This is a genomic window from Agathobaculum sp. NTUH-O15-33 (assembly GCF_033193315.1).
In the GTDB taxonomy this organism is placed as follows: domain Bacteria; phylum Bacillota; class Clostridia; order Oscillospirales; family Butyricicoccaceae; genus Agathobaculum; species Agathobaculum faecihominis_A.
In genome coordinates this window covers 3,466,348-3,489,546 of sequence record NZ_CP136187.1, presented here as the reverse complement: position 1 = coordinate 3,489,546, position 23,199 = coordinate 3,466,348, and the positions used below count along the sequence as shown (strand labels likewise).

Annotated in this window: 21 protein-coding genes; 20 read left to right on the top strand and 1 reads right to left on the bottom strand. The window is 59.4% G+C overall.

Going from position 1 to position 23,199, the window contains the following annotated elements; translation table 11 throughout:
- Window positions 1–3 precede the first annotated feature (3 nt).
- From RWV98_RS16985 to RWV98_RS16930, 12 genes are all read left to right on the top strand, one after another.
- Window positions 4–1,041 carry an alcohol dehydrogenase catalytic domain-containing protein gene (locus RWV98_RS16985; protein WP_317862275.1) on the top strand — a complete coding sequence of 346 codons (1,038 nt, stop codon included), beginning with the start codon at window positions 4–6 and terminating at the stop codon, window positions 1,039–1,041.
- 22 nt (window positions 1,042–1,063) lie between these two features.
- Window positions 1,064–2,557 carry a xylulokinase gene (locus RWV98_RS16980; RefSeq protein ID WP_317862273.1) on the top strand — a complete coding sequence of 498 codons (1,494 nt, stop codon included), beginning with the start codon at window positions 1,064–1,066 and terminating at the stop codon, window positions 2,555–2,557.
- A 15-nt stretch (window positions 2,558–2,572) separates the two neighbouring features.
- Window positions 2,573–4,015 (top strand): aspartate aminotransferase family protein, encoded by a 1,443-nt coding sequence (locus RWV98_RS16975; RefSeq protein WP_317862271.1) that lies wholly within the window; start codon window positions 2,573–2,575, stop codon window positions 4,013–4,015.
- Between the two features lie 185 nt (window positions 4,016–4,200).
- Window positions 4,201–5,322, top strand: a complete 1,122-nt coding sequence (locus RWV98_RS16970; protein WP_317862269.1) for a sugar ABC transporter substrate-binding protein — start codon at window positions 4,201–4,203, stop codon at window positions 5,320–5,322.
- A 90-nt stretch (window positions 5,323–5,412) separates the two neighbouring features.
- Window positions 5,413–6,891, top strand: a complete 1,479-nt coding sequence (locus RWV98_RS16965) for a sugar ABC transporter ATP-binding protein (protein WP_280963529.1) — start codon at window positions 5,413–5,415, stop codon at window positions 6,889–6,891.
- A gap of 6 nt (window positions 6,892–6,897) precedes the next feature.
- Entirely contained in the window at window positions 6,898–7,881 is a 984-nt protein-coding gene (locus tag RWV98_RS16960) for an ABC transporter permease (protein WP_280963528.1), read from the top strand.
- Window positions 7,882–7,895: 14 nt separating this feature from the next.
- On the top strand, window positions 7,896–8,858 hold the full coding sequence (locus RWV98_RS16955; protein ID WP_317862267.1) for an ABC transporter permease: 963 nt from the start codon (window positions 7,896–7,898) through the stop codon (window positions 8,856–8,858).
- A gap of 25 nt (window positions 8,859–8,883) precedes the next feature.
- On the top strand, window positions 8,884–9,750 hold the full coding sequence (locus tag RWV98_RS16950; protein ID WP_317862265.1) for a sugar phosphate isomerase/epimerase family protein: 867 nt from the start codon (window positions 8,884–8,886) through the stop codon (window positions 9,748–9,750).
- A 14-nt stretch (window positions 9,751–9,764) separates the two neighbouring features.
- Window positions 9,765–10,556 (top strand): SDR family NAD(P)-dependent oxidoreductase, encoded by a 792-nt coding sequence (locus RWV98_RS16945; RefSeq protein WP_317862263.1) that lies wholly within the window; start codon window positions 9,765–9,767, stop codon window positions 10,554–10,556.
- A 4-nt stretch (window positions 10,557–10,560) separates the two neighbouring features.
- Window positions 10,561–11,409 carry a sugar phosphate isomerase/epimerase family protein gene (locus tag RWV98_RS16940; RefSeq protein ID WP_317862261.1) on the top strand — a complete coding sequence of 283 codons (849 nt, stop codon included), beginning with the start codon at window positions 10,561–10,563 and terminating at the stop codon, window positions 11,407–11,409.
- 35 nt (window positions 11,410–11,444) lie between these two features.
- The gene (locus RWV98_RS16935; protein WP_317862259.1) at window positions 11,445–13,049 is read left to right on the top strand and encodes a hydantoinase/oxoprolinase family protein; all 1,605 of its coding nucleotides are present in this window, start codon (window positions 11,445–11,447) and stop codon (window positions 13,047–13,049) included.
- Between the two features lie 15 nt (window positions 13,050–13,064).
- Window positions 13,065–13,991, top strand: a complete 927-nt coding sequence (locus RWV98_RS16930) for a PHP domain-containing protein (protein ID WP_317862257.1) — start codon at window positions 13,065–13,067, stop codon at window positions 13,989–13,991.
- A 78-nt stretch (window positions 13,992–14,069) separates the two neighbouring features.
- Here the strand turns inward: RWV98_RS16930 and RWV98_RS16925 are convergent, their stop codons facing one another.
- Window positions 14,070–14,345: a GNAT family N-acetyltransferase gene (locus RWV98_RS16925; protein ID WP_317862256.1), complete on the bottom strand. Its 276-nt coding sequence runs from the start codon at window positions 14,343–14,345 to the stop codon at window positions 14,070–14,072.
- Between the two features lie 373 nt (window positions 14,346–14,718).
- Between RWV98_RS16925 and RWV98_RS16920 the strand changes: the two genes are divergently transcribed.
- From RWV98_RS16920 to RWV98_RS16885, 8 genes are all read left to right on the top strand, one after another.
- Window positions 14,719–15,582, top strand: coding sequence for a helix-turn-helix transcriptional regulator (locus RWV98_RS16920; RefSeq protein WP_317862255.1), 864 nt, complete (start codon window positions 14,719–14,721; stop codon window positions 15,580–15,582).
- Between the two features lie 584 nt (window positions 15,583–16,166).
- Window positions 16,167–17,228 carry an Ldh family oxidoreductase gene (locus RWV98_RS16915; RefSeq protein ID WP_317862253.1) on the top strand — a complete coding sequence of 354 codons (1,062 nt, stop codon included), beginning with the start codon at window positions 16,167–16,169 and terminating at the stop codon, window positions 17,226–17,228.
- Between the two features lie 17 nt (window positions 17,229–17,245).
- Entirely contained in the window at window positions 17,246–18,040 is a 795-nt protein-coding gene (locus RWV98_RS16910; protein WP_317862251.1) for an HpcH/HpaI aldolase family protein, read from the top strand.
- A 35-nt stretch (window positions 18,041–18,075) separates the two neighbouring features.
- Window positions 18,076–19,056, top strand: a complete 981-nt coding sequence (locus RWV98_RS16905; protein WP_317862249.1) for a tripartite tricarboxylate transporter substrate binding protein — start codon at window positions 18,076–18,078, stop codon at window positions 19,054–19,056.
- A gap of 107 nt (window positions 19,057–19,163) precedes the next feature.
- Window positions 19,164–19,652 carry a tripartite tricarboxylate transporter TctB family protein gene (locus RWV98_RS16900; RefSeq protein ID WP_317862247.1) on the top strand — a complete coding sequence of 163 codons (489 nt, stop codon included), beginning with the start codon at window positions 19,164–19,166 and terminating at the stop codon, window positions 19,650–19,652.
- A 12-nt stretch (window positions 19,653–19,664) separates the two neighbouring features.
- Entirely contained in the window at window positions 19,665–21,170 is a 1,506-nt protein-coding gene (locus tag RWV98_RS16895) for a tripartite tricarboxylate transporter permease (RefSeq protein ID WP_317862246.1), read from the top strand.
- 13 nt (window positions 21,171–21,183) lie between these two features.
- Window positions 21,184–22,137 carry a hydroxyacid dehydrogenase gene (locus tag RWV98_RS16890; protein WP_317862244.1) on the top strand — a complete coding sequence of 318 codons (954 nt, stop codon included), beginning with the start codon at window positions 21,184–21,186 and terminating at the stop codon, window positions 22,135–22,137.
- Window positions 22,134–23,177 (top strand): transaldolase family protein, encoded by a 1,044-nt coding sequence (locus RWV98_RS16885; RefSeq protein WP_317862242.1) that lies wholly within the window; start codon window positions 22,134–22,136, stop codon window positions 23,175–23,177. Before RWV98_RS16890 ends, RWV98_RS16885 begins: the two co-directional genes overlap by 4 nt.
- Window positions 23,178–23,199: the final 22 nt, after the last annotated feature.

Genomic DNA, 23,199 nt, shown 5'->3' with positions numbered 1-23,199 from the left:
CGTATGACGAATACAGAAATGATGAAGGGCGCGAAGTTCAATAAGAACGGCGTCGGCGCGGCGCGCTGCCCGATCACGCAGGTGCCCAAACCGGCCGTCACCCGGCCGGACGAGGTGCTCATCCGCATCGAGGCGGTCAGCATTTGCGGCACCGACGTGCGCGCGCTGGCCGATCCGCCCGCGTTTGACTTTGTGGACGGCATCATCGTCGGTCATGAGGGCTGCGGCATCGTCGAGGCGGTCGGCAGCGACGTGTCCAACTGCAAGGTGGGCGACAAGGTGGTCGTTCACCCGAATATCTGGTGCGGCAAATGCCCTTCGTGCCGCACGGGGCACATCAATTTGTGTGAAAACTTCCGGCACATCGGCGACCGGATCGACGGCGCGATGGCCGAGTATCTCTGCATCGAGGAGCGCATGGTCTACGTCATCGACAGCAAGGTGCCCAGCCACATCGCGGCGCTGGCCGAGCCGCTCGCCTGTGTGCTGAACGGCACGACCACGCTGCCCGCGCATCCGGGCGACGAGGTCGTCGTGCTGGGCGGCGGCCCGATCGGGCTGATCTTCGCCATGCTGTACAAGGCCATGGGCGCGCACGTCACGGTTTCCGAGCCCGGCGAATACCGCCGCGCGCTGGCGCTCGCGCTCGGCGCGGACGAAGTGATCAACCCCAAGGAGATCGATCTGGAAGCCGCGCTTCGCGCTTACGCGCCGCAGGGGGCGGATCTGATCGTGGACGCGGTCGGCGTGATGCTGCCCACCGCCATACAGATTGCCAAAAAGGGCGCGCGCATCGCGGTGTTCGGCGTCAACCAGACGGCCACGGTCAATATTCCGCAGTATCCGATCACGGAAAAGGAACTGACCATTCGCGGCACCTACATCACCAAGGGCACCTTCCCGCTGGCGGTCAAGATCATTGAAAGCGGCATTATCCCGATCGACAAGCTGGTCACCCACCGCCTGCCGCTCGAGCAGCTGCTGGACGGCATCGAGCTGATGGTCAAGGGCACGGCGGGCAAGGTTGTGATCGAGATTTAAGCAAAGAAAGGCGGCCCGGCAGATGAAATACCGTCTGACTTATGATTTTGGCTCGGGCAGCGTCAAGGCGGCGCTGACCGACGAGCAGTTCACGCTCGTTGGCGTGGAAAACGAGCCGTACCCCACCTATTTCCCCCGGCTCGGCTGGGCAATGCAAAAGCCGGAGGAGCTTTGGCAGGCCATGTGCAAGGCGACGCGCCGCTTAATGGCGCGCACGGGCGCAGCGCCGAGCCGGATCGCGGGCATGGCGATGGCGCAGACCGCGACGACGATCATCTTTGTGGATGATCGCGGCAAGCCGCTTTCCGACTGCGTCATGTGGATGGATGGCCGCGCCGACAAGCAGGCGCGCGAAATCAACCGCAAGCTGGGCGAAAAGCGCTTCAGCGGCAAAAATGTGCTCGCCAAGCTTTTGTGGTTCCTGCAGCACGAGCCCGATCTGGTGGACGAGGCGCGCTATATGCTCGACGTATCTGCGTTCCTGTTTTACCGGCTGACCGGCGAGTGGGCGTATGAGTTCACCGGCTCGCGCGCGACGGGTCTGGTCGATCTGGATCGCCGCAGCTGGGACCCCGCCATGTTTGACCTGATCGGCTTTCCGCGGCGGCTGGTGCCCGACCGCATCGTGGGTTCGACCGAGCGGGTGGGCGCGCTGACCGCGCAGGCGGCGCGCGAACTCGGTCTGGCGGCTGAAATTCCCGTGTTCGGCGGCTGTACCGACCACGCGACCGCTATGCTGGGCACCGGCTGCATCCGGCCCGGAGACGCGCACCTCTACATCGGCACCAGCGCGTGGCTGGCCGTGGGCACCTCGGCGTTCACGCGCGCGCCGGGGCGTATGCCCTCTCCGGTGGAGGGGCTGCGCTACCATTTTTACGATACCGATTCGGGCGGCAGCTGTATCGATTACCTGTTGCAGACCTACTATGGCAAGGAAACCGCGCAGGGCAAGGACGTGTTTGCCGAGATGGATCAGGAGATCCGTCAGGCCATGAAGGACGGCGACCGTGAAAACGTTCTTTTCCTGCCGTTTCTGGCCGGCGCTTCCGCGCCGATCTCCAATACCACGGTGCGCGCCTCGCTCCTCAATCTGTCGCGCGGGACGGAGCGCAGGCATATCGCCCGCGCGGTGATGGAGGGCGTGTGTTTCAACCTGCGGTGGATGCGCGACATCCACGCGGCGCAGCACGGGTGGGACCCCAACTTTCTGCGCGGCATCGGCGGCGGCATGTCGAGCGAGACCTTTGTGCAAATGCTGGCCGATGTGCTGGACACGCCGGTGACGCCGCTGCAAAATCCCCGCTTTGCGGGTAATTTGGGCTTACAGGCCTGTATCGAAACGGGCCTTGGCTCCAAAGAAGGCTTTGGCGTTTTAGACCGCGTGGTGCAATGCGGGCCCACGCTGATCCCCCGCCCCCGGCTGCAAAGCCGGTACGACCGGCTCTACGCCCTGTACCGCGAAAGCTACACGGCGCTGGAGGATATGTACAGAAAGTTAAATGCGGATAAAAAGTAGAAGGAGACGATCACGATGAAACTGGATTACCTTGACGGCTTTGATTACGAGGCCGTGCACGCCCGCGCCAAATATGTGCTGGAAAACACGAAGCGCCTGAAGCCCGCGGCGGAAAAGGAATGCCTCGACTGGTTTGAAAAAAACTGCGCCGCGTCGAAAAAGACGATCGACGCGGCGAAAAGCCTGATCCCGAGCGGCGTGCAGCATAATCTGGCGAACAACTATCCGTTCGCGCTCAACTGCGTCAAGGGCGAAGGCGCGTATCTGTACGATATCGACGGCAACCGCTATGTTGATTTCATCGGCGCGGGCGGCCCGTCTATTTTGGGCAACAACGATCCGGATGTGCGCGCGGCGATCGAGGACTGCCTGAGCAAGACCGGGTATTTGACCGGCCTGTACCACGAGAACGAATACAAGGTCGCGCAAAAGGTCAAAGAGTTTTTCCCTTCCGTGGATAAGTTCCGTATGCTCGGCTCGGGCACGGAGGCCTGCATGTTCGCCATTCGCGCGGCGCGCGCCTTCACCGGTAAGCTGAACATCGTCAAGCTGAAAGGCAACTTCCACGGCAATTCGGATCAGCTCATTTACGATATGCGGTACTGCGGTTCCATGAATTCCTTTGCGGTCGGCGTGCCGGATGAGAATTTCAAATATGTCTCCGCCGTTATGGTCAACGACCTGAACGAACTCGAGCAGCGCTTTATCGATAACGAGAAAAAGGGCGGCACGGCTTGCTTCATCATGGAAGGTATGGGGCAGGATTCCGGCGTGCTGCCTACCACACGGGAATACCACAAGGGCGTGCGCAAGCTGTGCGACAAGTACGGCGTGGTACTGATCTACGACGAGGTCGTCACCGGGTTCCGTCTGGCGCTGGGCGGCGCGCAGGAGTTTTTCGATACCCGCGCGGATATCACCATCTTCGGCAAGATCATCGGCGGCGGTCTGGCCGGCGCGGGCGGCATCGGCGGCAACGAGGACGTCATGAGCGTGCTGACGGCGGGCGTGTCACACGTGGCCGGCAAGAAGATCGTCATCGGCGGCACCCTGTCGGCAAATCCGCTGACCTGCGCCGCGGCCTACGCAACGCTGTGCAAGCTGCAGCGCGAGGATGTCCCGAACAAACTGAACGCGGCGGGCAAGACGTTCGCGCAGAAGCTGACCGATCTTGCCAACAAATATGATCTGCCCGCCATTATTTCGTCCACCGGCTCGGTGATGCAGATCGATGTGACCGGCATGAAGCACGTGGCGACCTTCCCGGAGTACACGCCCGAGCAGCAGGCGGAAAAGCGCAAGTTTGCCACCGCGCGCATGACCGATTTCGCAATGGCTCTCGCGGCGAACGGCGTGCTCACGGCGGGCGGAAACAAAACGTTTTTGAGCTACCCCTCGCTGGAACTGCTCGATCAGGTGCTGCCCATTTACGAAAAGGTCTTTTCAATGTACGAGTAATACCGTGCAGCCTTCTCTTAAACAGAACATATCTGCCTACATACTCATTTCTTCTCTCCTCAGGCTCCGGCCGGGCGGTCCCGGCCGGATGGCGGCCCCGCGCATGTCATTTCACCGTGGTTTAGGATCGCCGCGCAGGCGGGGGTCTTAAAGTATAAACCGATAGAAAAAAAGGAGTGCGAAAGATGAAACTGAGAAAATGGATCGCGATCACAACGGTACTCGCAATGCTCGGCATGACAGGGTGTACGCCCGCGGCGGATAGCGCGGGCAAGGCGGCGACGCCGGACGAGAGCCCGGCGGATAGCGGCGCGGCCGCGGCGACGGCCTCGGAATTTGAAAGCTTAGAGCCTGTCAATATCGAGGATTTCATGGGTTCCCCGGTCATTTCCGATTACATCCCGGACGAGTGCAATTTGAGCGGCACAAAGGAGGACGGCTCCAAATGGAAGCTCGCTTGGTGCTGCGCGGATGATTCCGATGAGTCCATGGCGTTTATGACCGGATTGATGCAGCAGGCGGCTGACGAATACGGGTTTGAGCTGGTGCGGTATGACGCACAGAGCGACCCGCAGAAGCAGACCGACCATATCAACAACGCGATCACGCAGGGCTGCGATGCGATCATCGTAAACCCGGTGGACGCTTCGGCGCTGAGCATTCCCATGAAAAAGGCAAAGGACGCGGGACTTGTCGTCATCAACTCGCAGAACCGCATCGCGGATACGAGCGGGTATGACTGCTATGTCGGCCCGGACGATACCATGGCCGCCCAGCAGATGGCGTCCGTCCTGATGGAAATGCTGCCAGACGGCGGCAAGATCGTTATGATCGACGGCATGATGGGTTCGACCGCACAGATCAACCGCACGGCGGGCTTCCGCGGCGTAATGCAGAATTATCCCCAATATGAAATCGTCGAGGAACAGTCGGCACAGTGGTCTACCGCCGAAGCGATGAATATCATGGAGTCCTATTTATCCAAATATCCCGAGATCGACGCGGTGTTCAGCCATTTTGATCTGGCCACGCTGGCGGCGATCCAGTCCACCCAAAACGTCGGCCGCGAAGACGAGATCATGTTCTTCTCTGTGGACGGCACGCAAGGCGCGCTGGACGAGATCGCCAAGAACGGCTGCTTCAAGAGCACCTCGATGCAGGATTTCAAAGCCAATACCGCCATTCAGGTCATGGCCGCGCTCGCTTACCTCAACGGCGACGGCGACAAGGTGGACAAGGAAACGGTGACCCCCAACGTGGTGATCACCGCCGATAACGCCGGTAAATTCGAGGCCGGCTGGGGCTGATCGGTTAAGGTATAGCAACTTAGATGGCAGCAAGCCTCTGTCGGGCGCGTCCTGACAGAGGCTGCCATCCAAATCAGGAGGTGCGGGAATGTGGACACTAACGTGATACTCTCAGTACAGAACGTGACCAAGCGGTTCACCAACGTCGTGGCGCTCGATCAGGTATCGTTTGATATTTATCAGGGACAGGTGCACGGGATCGTCGGTGAAAACGGCGCTGGCAAATCAACGCTGATGAAGATCCTTTCCGGCGTTTATAGCAAGGACGAAGGCAATATCTTTTTTGACGGACAGGAAATGCGCATTAAAAAACCAACGGAATCGCTCAGGCTGGGCCTGTCGATCATTTATCAGGAATTCAACTTGGTCAACCAGATGAACGTGGGCGAGAACATCTTTCTCGGCCGGTTTAAGGAGCTGGGCGGCCTGCGGCAGATACATAAAAAGGCAAGGGCGCTGTTGGACAGCATCGGCAGCAAAATCGGCACCTATACGCCGGTAGAGGATCTTTCGGTCTCGGAAAAGCAGATGGTGGAGATCTGCAAGGCGCTGTCCTATGATTCCAAGCTGATTATCATGGATGAACCCTCCACCACGCTGACCGCCGAGGAAATGGACCGTTTGACCGCTATCATCCACGATTTGCGCGGCAAGGGCATTACGATTATCTATATCAGCCACCGGCTGGATGAGATATTCGATCTGTGCAACCGCGTGACCGTCATGCGCGACGGCCATGTTATCAGCACCAAGCCGATCGAGCAGGTGACGCGCGGCGAAATGATCGCCGAGATGGTCGGCCGGTCGATCGAAAACGAATACCCGCCGCGCGCGCAAAATGTGGGCGAAACCATTCTGGAAGTAAAAAATATCAACACCAAGAAGCTGCATGACGTGAGCTTTACCGCAAAAAAAGGCGAGATCCTCGGCTTTGTCGGTCTGGTCGGCGCGGGCAGGACCGAGACCGTGCGCGCCGTATTCGGCGCGGACAAAAAGCATTCGGGCGAGGTTTGGCTGAACGGCAAAAAACTCGATATCAAAAACCCCATGGACGCCAAGCGCGAGGGCTTCGGCTTTGTGACCGAGGACCGCAAGCAGCAGGGGCTGCTGCTGAATTTCGATGTGGGCACGAATATCACCATGGCGTCGTTCGATCATTTTGTCAGAAACGGCGTGTTCGACAAGCAGAAGGAGCGCGAGATAATCGACCGGCAGATCAAGGCTCTCGCTGTCAAAACGCCGGGGCCGGAGGTTTACATCAGCACGCTTTCGGGCGGCAATCAGCAAAAATGCCTGATCGCGCGCTGGCTGGAAAACAACCCGAAGGTGCTGATCATGGATGAACCGACGCGCGGCATCGATGTTGGCGCTAAGTACGAAATTTATATGCTGATGAAGCAGATCGCGGAATCGGGCGGCACCATCATCATGATCTCGAGCGAACTGCCCGAGGTGCTGAACATGTCCAACCGTGTGATCGTCCTTTCGGATGGCCGCGTGGTCGGAGAGTTCGATCCTAACGCGGTATCGTCGGAGGATATTATGGCGGCCGCACTGGGGGAGGGGTGAAGAAATATGAATGCGATCCATTCGGCGCAGCCTGCCGCAAAAGCGCAAAAACGGCACGTAGTGAAAAAGCTTGTAAACGATTATTTGATCCTGATCGGTATTCTGATCCTTACTCTATACACCTGCATCGTGCAGCCGTCCTTCCTTGCGCCGGGCAACCTGCTCAGTCTGGTTCGGCAGTTCGTGCCGCTCGGCATGGTGGCGCTCGGCATGACGCTCGTCATTATCGGCGGCTATATCGACCTGTCCGTCGCGGGAATTTTCTCCTTCATGGGCATCGTGTCCGCCCTGCTGCTCAACCGCATGGGCCCGGCATCCTTGATCGTGGTGCTTGCGATCGGCGGGTTGTGCGGTCTGGTCAACGCGCTGATCTTGATCAAGTGCGGCGCGCGGGATGATTCGGACGCACTGTTCATCACCTTTGGCATGCAGACCGTGTTCGGCGCGCTGGCGCTGATCGCCAATAGCGGCAACTATGTGGCGCTGAACGAGACGGCGTTTACGCAGTTTGTCGGTAACGGCGGCGTGCTGCACATTCCGTTTATGCTAATCATCTTCATCGTGGTCACGGCTATCCTGCAATTTATGATGAAGAAAATGCCGATCGGGCGCGGAATCCATCTGGCAGGCGGTAATCCGGTCGCGGCTGAGCTGTGCGGCATCCCGCTCAAGCGTATTATTATGATGATCTATATCATCACGGGCGTGCTCACCACTCTCGGCGCGTTTATTATGACCTGCCGCGTCGGTTCGGCCTTGCCGATCGCGGGCCGCAATTATGAGGCGAACGCGATCCTGTCCGTCACCATCGGCGGCACGAGCCTGTCGGGCGGCAAGGGCAGCGTGCTCAATACGGTCTTGGGCGTCGCGCTGTTCACCATTATGGCCAACGCACTGAACATGCTGGGCGTTGGCCCGAACATGCAAAACGTCTGGAAGGGCGTTATTCTGGTCGCGGCGATCTGGCTTGACAGCCGCCGGACGGTTTAAGGAGGGGGACGGATATGGAAAAGACCCAAAAGGCTACGCAGCTTTGGAAAGTGCTGAAAAAACAAAAGGCCGCGCTGGCGATCCTCGCGTTTTTCATCATCATGCCCTTCTTCAGCCCCTACTTTCTGACCGGCACCAATATGTCGGCGCTGATGCTGCAAGTCACCATTCTGCTGATAATGGCATTCGGCGTAACGTTTTGCATCGTATCCGGCGAGTGCGACCTGTCGCTCGGCACCAATATGTGCTTAGCCGGCATTTTGTCCATTCAGTTGCAGCAGTATTTACCGTTACTCGCGATCTTACTGGTGGTTCTGCTGGTGGGGCTGGCGGTCGGCGCGATCAATGCCTTTATCATCGTCGATCAGGGGGCAAACTCGTTTATTTGTACGCTCGGCATGATGATGGTGCTGCGCGGCGTTTCCTTGGTAGCGAGCAACGGCAAGCCGGTATCGGGCGCGAGTGAAGCGTATGTGCATTTTGGCAACGGCAAGTTCCTAGGCATCAACTTTATCACTTGGCTGGCCATCGCCATGTTTTTCGTGTGCTGGTGGGTGATGACGCATACACAGTTTGGCCGTAACTGCTTCGCGGTCGGCGGCGACAAGGGCGTTGCCTCCTATTCCGGCATTAATGTCAAGCGGCACAAGCGCATGACATTTTTGATCAGCGCGATGTGCGCGGCGCTCGCGGGCTTCTGTTTTTCGGCGGAGCTCAATTCCGGTTCGGCCACTTATGGTGAAAATACCGCGCTGCTGGTCAACTGCGGCGTCGTCGTAGGCGGCACGCCGTTTAACGGCGGATATGGCGGTATCGTCCAGTCGCTCATCGGCATTTTCTTGCTGGGCGTGCTGGAAAACGCAATGAGCCTGAAAAACGTATCGTCCTATTATCAGCAGCTCATCCGCGGCATCGTGATCGTGTTCGTTATCGCGATGGACTGTTACGCGCGCAAAAAGAAGCGCGAGGACGTGTAAGGCGGTTCGTTAGGAGGGATACGCGATGCGACTGGGCTATAACGAAGCCACCTGTATGGAAAATTCCAGCTTGGAGCAGGATCTCATCCTGTGCGAAAAATATGGGTACGACGATATCGAGCTGCGCATCGACATGCTGGAAGCATACCTGCAAACCCACACGGTGGAGGACCTGCAAGCATTTTTCAGCGCCAGCCATGTAAAGCCTTTTTCGATCAACGCGATCGATTATATCAATTTTACCTCCCCCGCGCAGTGGGAGGAGGTCCGGCGGCAGGCGCTTTTTAGCTGCCGCATCGCGCGGCGGATCGGCTGCCGGTATTTGATCGTGTGCCCCAGCAAGGCGGATACCTATTTTACCAAGACCGAACAAGAGGTTTTTGACGATACGGTTTCCGTCCTTTGCAGGCTGAGCGATCTGGCCGGGCCCTATGGCGTATCTATCGCCTTTGAGCCGGTCGGCGACCGGCGCTGGTGCTGCAACTCGCTCCGTTTCGCGACCGAGATCGTAAATGCGGTCGATCGGGACAACGTCGGCCTGACGGTGGACTGCATCAACTTTTACATGCACGATAAGTGCGCGGATATGGCGTCCATTCGCAATATCCCGCGCGGCAAGCTGTTTATCTATCACATCAACGACTGCGAGGATCGGCCCTTCGGCGTGCTCGATCACTGTCACCGCATCATGCCGGGCAAGGGTTGTATCCCGGTGGCGGAGATCACGGAGGCGGTGCAAAGCACAGGATACGACGGCCCGGCCTGCTTGGAGCTATTTCGTCCCGCGTACTGGGCCATGGAGGCCGACGCGGTGTTCCGGCTCGGCGCCTGCTGCACGCGGCCGTTCCTGCGGCAGGCGTGCGCACCGCATAAACAAAAACCCAATTATTGATGGAGGTATTCATGATGCTGAACAAGGGAATCTCATTGAAGGATCAAGTCGCCGTTGTCACGGGCGGCGGCGCGGGCATTGGCCGCGCAATCTGTATGGCGCTCGGCGCGCACGGCGCCAAGGTGCTGGTCGCCGATATGGCGCTACAAAACGCGGAGGAAACCGCGTCCATGATCTGCGCGGCGGGCGGTCAGGCGACGGCCGTGCAGGTAGACGTGACCAACGCGGCGGACGCGCAGGCCATGATCGACAAGGCGGTGCGGCTGTTTGGCCGTGTCGACCTGCTGTACAACAACGCCGGTATCTGCACGGTGAGCGAAATTGAAAAAATGCCCGAGGATTGGTGGGATAAGATCTTTGCCGTCAACTGCAAGGGCGTGTTCCTGTGCTCCAAGGCGGCCATCCCGCAAATGAAAAAGCAGGGCGGCGGCCGCATCATCAACACCGCTTCGCAGGCCGGCAAGGGCGCAATCCCCAAGCAGGTGCACTACTGCGCGACCAAGGCGGCGGTCATCGGCTATACGCGCGCGCTGGCCATGGAGCTGAAGGATACGGGCATTCGCGTCAACTGCTTCTGCCCGGGCTCGGTCATGAGCGACATGACGCTGCGAGAGGCGCAGGCCGTTTACGAGCTGGACGGTATCGAACCCGAACAGTCGCTCAAGGCTTGGCAGGCCGACATTCCGCTGGGCCGCTGGGTCACGCCCGAGGACGTGGCGGATATCGCGGTATTCCTCGCCTCCGACTATGCCGCGTACATGACCGGGCAGGCCGTTAATATTTCGGGCGGCCAAACGATGAATTAACGGTATGATTAAAACGGTTTGCCCCGCCTATCTGGGCTGTAAGAACGATTTTTACCAGACCGCGCCGTGCATCGCGGCGCAGGGCGGCTTTGCGGGCTATTATTCGTATGATATCGGCCCGGACACCGCGCGCGGCGCGGCGGAGACCCGGCGGTGCTTTACAGAATTTCACCTCACACCCACCGGTTTCCGCCTGCCGATCCGGCTCAACGCGTGCGCCGCGTTGTTTGAAAAAGCCTACGCAGCGCTGCCGGGCGTTATCCGGCTGGCGTATGAGGCCGGGTATCCCGCCGCGCTCACTTGGATTATGCCGGGTTCGGACACGGTGCCGCCGTTCGATCACCGCGCGGTGTTGGTCAGCCGTTTGACACGGCTGGCCCGGCTGCTCGCGGAATATGATATGCGCTTAGCTGTGGAGCTGGTTGCGCCCTATACGCTGCAGCAGCAGTACCGGTATCCGATCCCGGCGACCCTTGGCTATCTGCTCTCGCTGCTCCGGCAAACCGGAATGGAAAACGTCGGCGCGGTGCTGGACGTTTTCCATTTTTACTGTGCCGGGCATCAGGCGGAGGACTACCGGCTGATCGAAAACGGCGCGCAGGTCGTCATGGTGCATGTGAGTGACGGCGTGCCGGGCAGGCAGCCGAACGAACAGCTTGATCAGGAGAGGCGGCTGCCCGGCGAGACCGGGGTGATCGACTGCGGGCCGCTGTTTACGCGTCTGCGCGCGCTCGGTTACGGAGGCTCGGTCGTACCGGAGCCGATTGATCCGGCGCTCAATGGCCGGCCGTTTTCCGAGACCCTGCGCCACGCCGTGGAAGCGTTGGACCGCGTGTGGCCGGCGCGCGGATAACAGAAACCATTATTGAACCGCGGGAGGGCGGCGTCATGCTGATTTTAGGCATCGATACGGGCGGAACCTATACCGATGGGGTGATCGTCGAACGCGAGACCAAACGGGTGCTTTGCACAGCCAAGGCGCTGACCACGCAAAACGATTTGACCATCGGCATGGAAAACTGTATGCGCGCCTTACCGTTTGATCGCTGGGAGGAGATTGGTCTCGTCAGCCTGTCCACCACGCTGGCGACCAACGCCATCGTGGAGGGGCGGGGCTGCCGCGTCGGTTTGGTCGTTATGGGCAAAAAGCCGGAGGGACAGTTGCCGGCCGAGGTGTGCGTGACGCTGAACGCGCGGGTCGATATTCGCGGCGGCGTGCGCGAGCGGCTCGCGCAAGGCGAGCTGCACGAAGCGCTGCTGCGCCTGCACGGCCGGTGCGACGCGGTGGCCGTGTCGGGCTATGCCAGCGTGCGTAATCCCGCGCACGAGCTGCAGGCGGCGCGGGCGGCGGACGCGCTTTTGGGTCTGCCCGTGGTTTGCGGGCACCAGCTGACGGGCGCGCTCGGTTTTTACGAGCGCACGGTCACGGCTGTGCTCAACGCCCGGCTGATTCCGATCATTCGCGACCTGATCGCCACGGTTTGCCGGGTCATGACGCGGTTCGGCATCGACGCGCCGGTCATGGTCGTGCGGGGCGACGGCAGCCTGATGCGGGCCGATTACGCGGGCGAGCGTCCGGTCGAGACCGTGCTTTCCGGCCCGGCGGCCAGCGTGATCGGCGCACGGTTCCTCAGCGGCAGGGAGGACTGCGTCGTGGTCGATATGGGCGGCACGACGACCGATATCGCCTGCCTGAAAAACGGGGTTTGCGCGCTATCGGACGAGGGCGCGCGGCTGGCGGGCTGGCGTACGCGCGTGCGCGCGCTGGAGATTTGCACCTATGGGCTGGGCGGCGACAGCGAGATCAAGATCGGGCGGGATGGACGGGCCGAGATCGGTCCGCGCCGCGTTTTGCCGCTTTGCCGGGCGCGGGACGGCGCGCAAGACGCGGGCCTAACGCCGACCGATCTGCTTCACATCACCGGCGAATACCGCCGGTGGAACACCGCCCGCGCGATGCGGGGCGCGGCGGATGAAGCGGCGCGGTGCGCGCGGACGCCGGAGGCGCTTGCCGCATCGCTGCGCGCCGAGGTTGCCGAGCGGCTCGCGGCTTATTGCCGGGATGGCATGGCGGCGTTTGGCGCGGCACACGCCGCCGTGCTGGTGGGCGTGGGCGCGCCGGCGCGTATTTGGCTTGCGGAAGCGGCGAAACGGCTTGGCCTGCGCGCCGCGGTGCCGCCATACGCCGAGGTGGCCAACGCGGTGGGCGCGGCGGTAGGCGAGATACGGGAGACCGCGTGGACGCTGGTGCGGCCGAACAAGCTGGGCTCCTCCTATTTTGTATATACCGAGACCGAACGCCAGCGGGCGGATGATCTGGAACAGGCGGAGGAACGCGCCCTGCGATGCGCGCGGGAAGCCGCCGCGCGGAAGGCGCGGCGGGCGGGCGCCGCTGTTTTTCAGATAACCGAAAGCCGCCAGCGCGTGGAGGATGAAACGGGGGAGCTGATCGAGCTGCGCTTACGGGCGACGGCTTGCGGCGATCCACAATAGAAAGAAGGCATGCACATGGAACAAACGGTCGACCTGCATCTGCATTCCAGCGTGAGCATGGACGGCGAGCTGCCGCCGGAGGAACTGATGCGGCGGTGCGCGGCGGCAGGGCTTGCCACGGTGGCGCTGACCGATCACAATTCGGTGCGCGGCGTGGCGCAGGCAAGGCTGGCGGCGCGGGTACACGGCATTCGGCTGATCAGCGGCATCGAGCTCGACTGCGTTTGGGAAGGGCGCGCGCTGCGCCTGCTTGGCTACGGCGTGGACGAGACGCGCGTGGTTTTTGCCGATGTGGAGGAAAATATCTTGCGGCAGGAGCGCCACGCGAGCGGGCTGCGCATTGAGCTGATCCGTAAATGCGGTATCCAGATCGACGGCGCGTGGCTATGCGGCCATGCGCGCGACGGCGTGATCACCGGTAAGCTGATCGCGGAAGCGGCGATGAACGACGCGGAGAACGTCAACAGTTCGCGGCTAAAGCCCTACCGGCCGGGCGGCTCGCGGAGCGACGACCCGTATTTAAACTTTTGTTTGGACTACTGCACGCCGGGCGGCCCCGCCTATGTGCCGATCCGCTACATGCAGGCGGCCGAAGCAATCCGGATGATTCACGCGTGCGGCGGCGTGGCGGTGCTCGCCCATCCGGGCGCGGGAAACGCGCTGCGCGTGGACGAGCTGCAGCGCCTAGCGGACATAGGGATGGACGGCGTGGAAGCGTACAGCAATTATCACACGCCGGAGCAAACGGCCTTTTACTGTGGGCAGGCCGGTATACGCGGCCTGCTCGTGACCTGCGGCAGCGATTTTCACGGCAAGGGGAAGCCGTATATCGGCCTCGGCGGCATCCGCTGCGATGATTCCGCCGCGTATGTGGACGCGCTGCTGGCGCGCATGCAAAGGACTGCGAGCATGCTGCTCCCTGTAAAGGGCAAAGCGATATAACAGCAATCAGTAAAACTGTGAAAAGGACCCGTTGCAGAATAAAATTCTGCAACGGGTCCTTCAGACAGCCCAAACGGATCAATCCGCAAGAATGTCGGCTTGCTCGGGATGCTTTTCAAACCATGCGGCGGCGTAGGGGCAGGTGGCGACCACACGGTTGCCATCGGCGCGGATCTCGGTCAGCGCCGCGCGCATAAGCTGGTCGGCAACGCCTTGACCGCGCAGGGAGTTGTCGACGAACGTGTGGTCGATGTCAACGACGCCCGGACGAACGGTGGGGAACGTGATTTCGGCGATCCGTTTGCCTGAGGCGTCCTCCGCGTAAATGCAACCGGAAAGCGTGGTAAAGTCCATGGTCAACACCTCTGTTTCGGATTTTAGATACTGCTATTATACCACAGCGGCAAGCAATTCCGAAGAGTCAAAACGCACCTAAGCGCCGCTGATGGTATAATTAATTTAATCCGGGTATAATAGCCGTCTTGCGGCTATTATACCACAGCGGCAAGCAATTCCGAAGAGTCAAAATGCACCTAAGCGCCGCTGATGGTATAATTAATTTAATCCGGGTATAATAGCCGTCTTGCGGCTTATACCATACCAAAACGGAAAAGCAATCGCGGGATGCTTGGGAACGCGCGCGGCAAACAGGAAAAATCCCACTCTTGCGCCGCTAATGGGTGAACGGTATAATAGGGCTGAAACATAAAAGGGGAGGCGACGGCGCATGCGGGATATCGAGGTCGTATGGACGTTCATGCTGGATTACATGCGGGGCTGGGGCATTCGCGAACACAGCCATGACTTTTACCAGATGTATTACGTGGTTTCCGGCGAGGCCGACATGCTGCTCGAGCGGCAGGAGCTGCGCCTGTATCCGCACCTGTGCCTGATTATTGAACCGGGGCAGCTGCACGAGCTGCCCGTGATCAAAGCCGGTTGCCTGCGCATTATTGACACCAAATTCTATTTGCATAACGAGCAAATGCGCGAGGAGGTGCACGGCCTTCCGCGCTGCTTTGCCATTGAGGACAGCGAGTTTGAGACCGCGCTTTTGGGCGCGCGGAACGAGTGGCAGTCCAACATGCGGTACAGCCGGGCCATGGCCAACGCGCTGTTTGAACAGGCGTTTTACCTGTACATACGGAAAAACGGCTCCTTTGTGGAGCGCAACCCGTTTTCGCGCGCGATCGACCATATCATTGCGAACCTGACCGGGATCGAAAAGCGGATCGCGGACTACGCCTCCGCCCATTTTGCAGAGGATTTTACGCTCGGCCAGCTGGCGGATGAGCTGAAATACAACAAGAATTACCTGTGCAAAGTGTTCAAACAAGCCACGAACTTTACGATCGTGCATTATGTAAATTATTTGCGCGTGTGCAAGGCGTATGAGCTGATCTGCTATTCCGGTTATAGCCTGACCGATATCAGCGCGCTTTCGGGATTTTCCAGCGTGCATTATTTTACCCAAGTGTTTAAAAAAGTGACGGGCAAAACGCCGGGTGAAATGCGCGAACTGGAAAAGGACGCGATGTTTACGGCGATTCAGCAGCATGGAAAGTTCAGCTATCGATATTATGGCGGATAAAGCTTTTTGCGCCCGCATCAATACATACCTCACATACCTGAAAGCGGAAGTCAATTACTTGACTTCCGCTTAGCGTGTCGACAAAGTCGACACGCTGTCTAGGGGGCATTGGGTGCCCCCTAGATACTCGACCAGTTCCGGAGAAACCGGTCTCGATACCCCCGGGTTACGCGCCCAGTGGCGCGGGTCGAGGTGTTTTTTCGAGGTACACGCCCCCGAAAAAACGGATTTTACGTCGCTACGCTCCATTTTCCATTCTATGCGCGTTGCGGCGAGAGACCTTTGTCTACAGTCTGAGCGGAAGTCAATCATTTGACTTCCGCTTTTTTTGATGGGGTGATAAATCATGACCAAAAAGGTTTGCGATAGATTTTACGCAAAAAGCGAATATAGGGGAAAGAGAGGTGAAGATATTCTAAAGACAAACAGCGGAATGCTTGTTATATTATAAGCACAATTCATAATTCGATATCGAAAAATCCAATAATTCTGGTCGAATAGCATAATTTTGCCTAGAAAAGCTGTTCGGATAATTGTTCTGGGGAAGTGAATATTTTACAAGGCATATGGGAGGATGATCAAAAATGAGTGATAAGGCTTACCTATGCGATGATAAAAAGCTTGCGGATTTTATTAAATGCCTGTATCAAAAGGCAGGCTTGGACGAACGAACCGCCGAGATCCACGCCCACGGCTTAACCGAGGCGAGTCTGCGCGGGGTGGATTCGCACGGCGTGATGCGGACGGGCGCTTATTTTGAACGGTTTTGTAAGGGGGCAATCAACCGAACGCCCCGGATGAGAACGGTTTCCGGCGACCGGGCGCTTACCGTGATAGACGCGGACAACGCTTCCGGGTTTGTCGCCTCGCACTTTGCGATGGAGCGGGCGATCGCGCTGGCAAAGAAATATAACCTTGGCATGGTGCTGGTGAAAAACAGCAATCATTTCGGCGCGGCTTCGATTTACGCGCAGCTGGCGGTGGACGCGGGCATGATCGGCACGGCGGCGACCAATGTGCGCCCCAATATCACCGCGCCGGGCGCGAAGGGGCGCGTGGTGGGGAACAACCCGTTCGCCATCGGTATACCGACCTATGACGAGCAACCCTTCATGCTGGACATGGCGTTGTCCGTTGTGGCGGGCGGCAAGCTGAAAATGGCGGCGCGCAAAGGGGAAAAGATACCGTTCGGCTGGGCGACCGACCGCAACGGCGACCCGACGGACGACCCGCAAAAGGGGTTTGACGGCTATTTCCTGCCGGTGGGTGGCTTCAAGGGCCTTGGCATCGCCTACGTGATAGATATCTTGTGCGGCGTGTTGACGGGCGGCGCGTTTTCCGACCACCTGAAGAGCATGTATGCCGACCCGGACGAACCCAGCGGGACATGCCACCTGTTTCTGGCCCTGAACGCGGAAGCGGTGATCGGAAAAGAAATCCTAAAGGCGCGGATGAAGGAATACCGGGAATACATCGCCGCCATCCCGACCGTGGAGGACGGGCCGCCGCTTTGCTTCCCCGGCGAGATCGAGGAAACCTGCAAACGCGATAGACAGAAAAACGGCCTTTTGCTGCAACCCAGTATTTATGAAGAGCTGAAAGGTTACGCGGAACGGTATGACTTACCGTTTCGCATTGAAAAATAAAACAAGGGGGCATTACGATGCTGAGACTGGATGAGACGTTTCACAATCCGGTAAAACAACTGCTGAAAGAAAACAAAAAGGTACTGGGGGCTTGGCTGCAAATGGCAAGCCCGTACGCGGCGGAGATATTCGCCAAGGCCGGCGTGGACGTGCTGATGGTGGACATGGAGCATGCGCCCAACGACCCGCTCACCCTGCTGGAACAGCTGCGGGCCATGGGCCGGTTCGACGCGGTGCCCTTCGCCCGCGCGCCGTGGAACGATCTGGTGACCATCAAGCGCATGCTGGACGTTGGCTTGTACGGCTTGCTCATTCCCTACGTGAACACAAAGCAGGAGGCGGAAAACGCGGTGCGCGCGTGCAAATATCCGCCGCAGGGCATGCGCGGCATCGCGCCTTCTCCGCGGGCAGGCGGCTTCGGCATGAACGCGCAAAATTATTTGGCGCACGCTAACGACGAGATCGTCGTGATGACCGCGGTGGAGACGGGCGCTGCCGTGGAAAATCTGGATGAGATTCTGGAAGTGGACGGGCTGGACGGTATTTTTATCGGGCCGATGGATCTGGCGACGTCGATGGGGCATTTCTGCGATCCCTCCGCTCCGGAGGTCCAGCAGGCGATCCGCACGATCGAGCAAAAGGTGTTTGCAAGCGGGAAATTCCTCGCCACGGTGGCGGGCAGCTTTGACAAAGCAAAAGACCTGTACGACAAGGGATACAGCATGGTGGTGGCATTTGCGGATGGCGGCACGCTCGGCCGCGTGGCGCGCGAACAGGTGGACCGATTCCATGCGGCATACCCGGATCGTTGACAAGGAAACAATATAAAAATTAGGAGGTCATTGAAATGAAACGAATGGTATCGGCATTGCTGGCAGGCGCTGTGTGCATGGGGCTTTTGGGCGGCTGCGGAACGCAGGGCGACGGGGCAAACGCGGCCAAGGGCGGCGAATGGCCCGCACGGCCCATTACCGTTATCGTACCGTACGGCGCAGGGGGCGATACGGATTTCAACGCGCGCGCTTATCTCGAAGGGCTCAATCAGCAGCTCGGCACATCCGTGGTGGTGAGCAACGTGACGGGCTCCGGCGGCTCGATCGCGAGCCGTCAGGTCAAGGATTCGGAGCCGGACGGGTATACGGCTTTGTTTTTCCATACGGCAATGAACGTCAATCAGGCGATCGGCACGGCGGACTTTGGACTGGACGAGTTTAAGCTCGCCGCCGTGGTCGGCAAGGGCCCGGGCGAGATCATCGTGGCGCGCAAGGACGCGGGCTACACCAATTTGACCGAATTGGCGCAGTACGCCAAGGAGCATCCGGGCGAGGTGAAAATGGGCATTGAGACCGGCACGATGGTGCATATCAACGGCAAGCAGATGCAGGACGCAGGCATCGATATCTCCTTTGTGGACGCTGGCGGCGCTTCCGACCGTGTGGCGGCGCTTGCGGGAGGCCATATCGATCTGATTATCAACGCGTATGGCACGGTGAAGGATTATCTGGAAACCGGCGAGTTCGTGGCGCTGGGACAGGTGAACGCGGAACGCAGCGACGGCTTCCCCGATATCCCGACCGCGACCGAGCAAGGCTTTGACGTGCATTTGGAAAAATACTATTTCTTCGCGTTCCCGAAGGATACGCCGGATGAAATCGTTCAGAAGTTTGCGGAAGCGTGCAAGGCCGTAAGCGAGGAGCCGGCATACGCAGAAAATATCATGGACGCATACCGGCAAACGCCGTTCTATGCCGACGCGGCGGAAGGACGAAAGCTGCTGGATTCGACCAAGGAGATCATCGACCGGTACGCGGCCGAGCTGCTTTCCTAAAAGATCGACGGACCGGGGCGGAACGGGCGCTGTTCGGAAGGAGCGGCGTCCGACCGCCCTCCCCATACCGAAGTAGGCAAAACAAGTAAGGGCGGGAGGCGAGCGTATTGCTCAAAAAATATAAGGACGCCGCGATTGGCGGCGTTGTCATCCTCATTGCGCTGGCTCTGTTTGGGGCGAGCACGACCATCCAGTCGCTTTCCCTAAACCTGATTAAGGCGGATTTCTTTCCGAAAATGGATGCCGTGTTGCTTGGCGTCCTCGGAATAATTCTGCTGATCGACGGGGTGAAAAAAGCGAAGCGTGATCCGGGGCCTGCGGAAGCAGAGCAAAAGGGGATTTCAGAAGGCACGCGCTGCATGATCATAACGCTGGCGCTGATCGCGGTGTACGTATTCTGTTTGGAACCGGTCGGCTTCTTTTTGTCGACCGCGGTGTATCTGGTGGTGCAGATGCTGGTGCTGGCGGACGATGCGCACCGGCGTAAAAAGGACCTTGTTCTGTACGTGCTGCTGTCGCTCGCGCTGTCGGCCGGTATTTATCTGCTGTTTACGCGCGTGTTTTATTTAATGCTGCCCAGCGGCTTGCTGGGTTAAGGAGGAGAGCGCATGTTATCACTGATTTCTACCGGCTTTGCCGAGGTCTTCAATCCTCTTTGCATCGCGCTGATCGCGGGCGGCGTACTGCTGGGCATTATTTTCGGATCGATCCCCGGCCTGTCTGCGACGATGGCGGTCGCGCTCTGCCTGCCGATGACGTACGGCATGGAGCCCATTTCGGGCATGGCGCTTTTAATGGGTCTCTATATCGGCGGTATTTCCGGCGGTCTGGTGGCGGCGATCCTATTGCGAATCCCGGGCACGCCCGCCTCCGTCGCGACGTGCTTTGACGGCTATCCGCTGGCCGCCAAGGGACAGGCGGGCAAGGCGCTCGGCGTGGGCATTTTCTTTTCCTTTTTGGGCACGCTGCTGGGTCTTGCGGTTCTGATGTTCATCGCGCCCTCGCTGGCGCGGGTGGCGCTGAAATTCAGCTATTACGAGTATTTCGCGGTCGGTATTTTTTCGATCTCCATGATGGCGAGCCTGATCAGCGGGTCGGTCGTCAAGGGGCTGGTCAGCGGGGCCGTCGGTTTGGCGTTCGCAATGGTCGGTTCGGCCCCGATCGACGGGATCCCCCGGCTGACGTTCGGCTTTCACGCGCTCGACGCGGGCTTCGATATTTTGCCCGTGCTGATCGGCCTGTTTGCCATCTCGGAGATCATCAAAGCGGCAAAGCAAAAGGGCGTGCCGCAGGGCAAGGTCTTGCAGGATTTTAAGATCCGGGGCTTTGGCTTTTCCTTCGCGGAGTTTAAAAGCCAGATCGGCAACCTTTTCCGCTCGGCCGCGATTGGTATCGGCATCGGTATTTTGCCCGGCATCGGCGGCGGCACCTCCAATATTTTGGCGTACACGGCGGCGAAGAACCAGTCCAAAACGCCGGAAAAGTTCGGCACGGGCGTGATCGACGGCATCGTCGCTTCGGAAACGTCTAACAACGCATCGATCGGCGGCGCGCTGGTGCCGCTGATGACCCTTGGCATTCCGGGCGACACGGTGACGGCCATGCTGCTGGGCGGGCTGATGATTCATGGACTAAACCCCGGCCCGCTGCTGTTCCAGAACAACGGGCCGCTGGTATACGGTATTTTTGCCGCGTGCCTGATCGCAAATGTGCTGATGCTGGTCATGGAGTACCTCGGCATTAAGGTATTTGCCCGCGTGCTCACCGTACCCAAACACATTCTGCTGCCCATTATCATGGTGCTGTGCGTGGTCGGCGCGTTCGGCGTGAACAACCGGCTGTTCGACGTATGGGCGGTTTTGTTTTTCGGCATCGTGGCGTATTTGCTGGAAAAGGGCGGGTTCCCGCTGCCGCCGATCATTTTGGGTTTTATTTTGGGGCCCATGATCGAAACCAACCTGCGGCGCGGGCTGATGCAGTCGGAAGGCAGCATCGTGCCGTTTTTCACACACCCGATCAGCTTGGTTTTCCTTCTCATCACAGCCGCCGTGATCGTGCTGGCGGTGCGTAAGGAGCTGCGCGCGCGGCACAAGGAAAAAGCAAACGATCGATAACGGAGGCTGAGGCATGAAAAAAGTATTGGTAACCGAACAAATCCACGAGGATGCGATCGCGCTGCTGCAAAAGCAGTTTGAAGTCGTACAGGGCGGCGAAGACCTGACCGCCGCACGGGGCTGCGAGGGCATGCTGGTGCGGGTCAAGCAGGTAACGGCGCAGGTGATGGACGCGCTGCCCACGCTGCGCGTGATTGCAAAGCACGGCATCGGTGTGGACAATATCGATCTGCAAGCGGCGACGGAACGCGGCATTCTGGTCGTGAACGCGCCCACGGCCAACATACACGCCGTGGCCGAGCACACGGCGGCGCTGATCTTGGCGCTGCTGAAAAACCTATTGTTTTTAGACCGGGCAACGCGAAAGGGCGAGTTTCAAAAGCGCAATCAGTACATAACGACCGAGCTGCGGGGCAAGTCGGTCGGCTTGGTAGGGTTCGGCCGTATCGCGCAGCTGGTGCGCGACAAGCTTTCTGGCTTTGGCGCGGCGTTTCTTGCCTACGATCCCTTTATGAGCCGGGAACAGGCGGACGCGCTGGGCGTTTCGCTGGTGTCTTTAGAGGAAGTGCTGCGCGCTGCCGATATTGTGAGCTTACACACGCCGCTTACCGAAGAAACGCACCATCTGATTGATGCAGGGGCGCTTAGCCGGATGAAGCCCGGCGCGTATTTGATCAACGCGTCGCGCGGACCGGTGGTGGACGAGCGCGCGCTGTACGAGGCGCTGTCGGCACACGCGATCGCGGGCGCGGCGCTGGATGTATTTGAGCAAGAGCCGCCGCGGTCCGATTCGCCGCTGTGGGAACTGGACAACCTGATCGTTTCCCCGCACAACGCGGCGCTGAGCGACGCGGCGCTGCGCGCCATGGGCATGGACAGCGCGCAGGGCATCGCCGATTTTTTGACAGGCGGCGCGCCAAAATACCCGGTCAATCCGACCGTCTTGGAAGGGGATGCAAAATCATGATGAAGGAAAGCTATTTTAAACGGGTGCACGCGCAGACCGCGACGAGATTTTGGATCAACAACGTAACGAGGGAGCAGGCGCGGCTGGCGATCGACGCGGGCGCGGTGGGCTGTACGCAAAATCCGGCTTACTCGTGGAAGATGATGCAAAGCCCGGAAGAGGCCGATTATGTGGGCACGCTGCTAAATCCAATCTTGCAGCGGGAGCCGGACGATACGAAGGCGCTGGTCGCGCTGCAACGGACGCTGGTCGAGCGGGTGGCCGAACAGTTCCTGCCGCTGTACGAGAAAAGCGGCGGCAACGAGGGCTTGGTGAGCATACAGGGCGACCCGTTTCACGAGGATTATGATACGATCGTGCGGTGCGCGCGATATAACTGCGAGAACGCGCCCAATATGATCGCCAAGATCCCGGTGACCGAGGAGGGGCTTCGGGCGATCGAGACCGTGCTGCGGGAAGAAATCTCCGTCAACGCGACTGAGGTGCTGAGCGTGCGGCAGGCTTTAGATGTGTGCCGGGTATACCGGCGCGCGACGGAGGGCATGGGCAGAAAGCCCAAGCTTTATTTTTCCCATATCACGGGTATTCTGGATCAGTACCTGACTGAGCAAGCGGCCCGTCAGAGCATTGACGTTTGCCCGGACGCGCTTTGGCAGGCAGGCATTGCCGCGGCGAAAAAAGCATATTGGATGGCGCGGGAGATCTGCCCGGAGATCGGCTTCATCGGCGGCGGCGCGCGCGGCTTGCAGCACTTTACAGAAATGGTGGGCGCAGATGCGTGCATCACGATCAACTGGAAGGGTACGGCGGACCGGCTGCTCGAAGAGGACCCGCCGGTCGTGCAACGGTTTTTCATGCCAACGCCCGCGTCTGTCGTGGAAGAATTGCGCGCCAAGCTGCCCGATTTTAGAAAGGGATACGACGCGGACGCGTTGCAGGCCGCGGATTACGAGTCGTTCGGGCCGGTGGTATTGTTCCGGTCCGGGTTTGAAGATGCGTGGAAAAACGCGCTGGACTTCATCGCGGCGCGGCGTATATAATAAAAATAAACAAAATGCCGCA

What these genes read in the sequence shown, in the direction of transcription:
- RWV98_RS16985 (WP_317862275.1), top strand. Translation starts at nt 4, where the DNA reads ATGACGAATACAGAAATGATGAAGGGCGCGAAGTTCAATAAGAACGGC.
- RWV98_RS16980 (WP_317862273.1), top strand. Translation starts at nt 1,064, where the DNA reads ATGAAATACCGTCTGACTTATGATTTTGGCTCGGGCAGCGTCAAGGCG.
- RWV98_RS16975 (WP_317862271.1), top strand. Translation starts at nt 2,573, where the DNA reads ATGAAACTGGATTACCTTGACGGCTTTGATTACGAGGCCGTGCACGCC.
- RWV98_RS16970 (WP_317862269.1), top strand. Translation starts at nt 4,201, where the DNA reads ATGAAACTGAGAAAATGGATCGCGATCACAACGGTACTCGCAATGCTC.
- RWV98_RS16960 (WP_280963528.1), top strand. Translation starts at nt 6,898, where the DNA reads ATGAATGCGATCCATTCGGCGCAGCCTGCCGCAAAAGCGCAAAAACGG.
- RWV98_RS16955 (WP_317862267.1), top strand. Translation starts at nt 7,896, where the DNA reads ATGGAAAAGACCCAAAAGGCTACGCAGCTTTGGAAAGTGCTGAAAAAA.
- RWV98_RS16950 (WP_317862265.1), top strand. Translation starts at nt 8,884, where the DNA reads ATGCGACTGGGCTATAACGAAGCCACCTGTATGGAAAATTCCAGCTTG.
- RWV98_RS16945 (WP_317862263.1), top strand. Translation starts at nt 9,765, where the DNA reads ATGCTGAACAAGGGAATCTCATTGAAGGATCAAGTCGCCGTTGTCACG.
- RWV98_RS16940 (WP_317862261.1), top strand. Translation starts at nt 10,561, where the DNA reads ATGATTAAAACGGTTTGCCCCGCCTATCTGGGCTGTAAGAACGATTTT.
- RWV98_RS16935 (WP_317862259.1), top strand. Translation starts at nt 11,445, where the DNA reads ATGCTGATTTTAGGCATCGATACGGGCGGAACCTATACCGATGGGGTG.
- RWV98_RS16930 (WP_317862257.1), top strand. Translation starts at nt 13,065, where the DNA reads ATGGAACAAACGGTCGACCTGCATCTGCATTCCAGCGTGAGCATGGAC.
- RWV98_RS16925 (WP_317862256.1), bottom strand. Translation starts at nt 14,345, where the DNA reads ATGGACTTTACCACGCTTTCCGGTTGCATTTACGCGGAGGACGCCTCA.
- RWV98_RS16920 (WP_317862255.1), top strand. Translation starts at nt 14,719, where the DNA reads ATGCGGGATATCGAGGTCGTATGGACGTTCATGCTGGATTACATGCGG.
- RWV98_RS16915 (WP_317862253.1), top strand. Translation starts at nt 16,167, where the DNA reads ATGAGTGATAAGGCTTACCTATGCGATGATAAAAAGCTTGCGGATTTT.
- RWV98_RS16910 (WP_317862251.1), top strand. Translation starts at nt 17,246, where the DNA reads ATGCTGAGACTGGATGAGACGTTTCACAATCCGGTAAAACAACTGCTG.
- RWV98_RS16905 (WP_317862249.1), top strand. Translation starts at nt 18,076, where the DNA reads ATGAAACGAATGGTATCGGCATTGCTGGCAGGCGCTGTGTGCATGGGG.
- RWV98_RS16895 (WP_317862246.1), top strand. Translation starts at nt 19,665, where the DNA reads ATGTTATCACTGATTTCTACCGGCTTTGCCGAGGTCTTCAATCCTCTT.
- RWV98_RS16890 (WP_317862244.1), top strand. Translation starts at nt 21,184, where the DNA reads ATGAAAAAAGTATTGGTAACCGAACAAATCCACGAGGATGCGATCGCG.
- RWV98_RS16885 (WP_317862242.1), top strand. Translation starts at nt 22,134, where the DNA reads ATGATGAAGGAAAGCTATTTTAAACGGGTGCACGCGCAGACCGCGACG.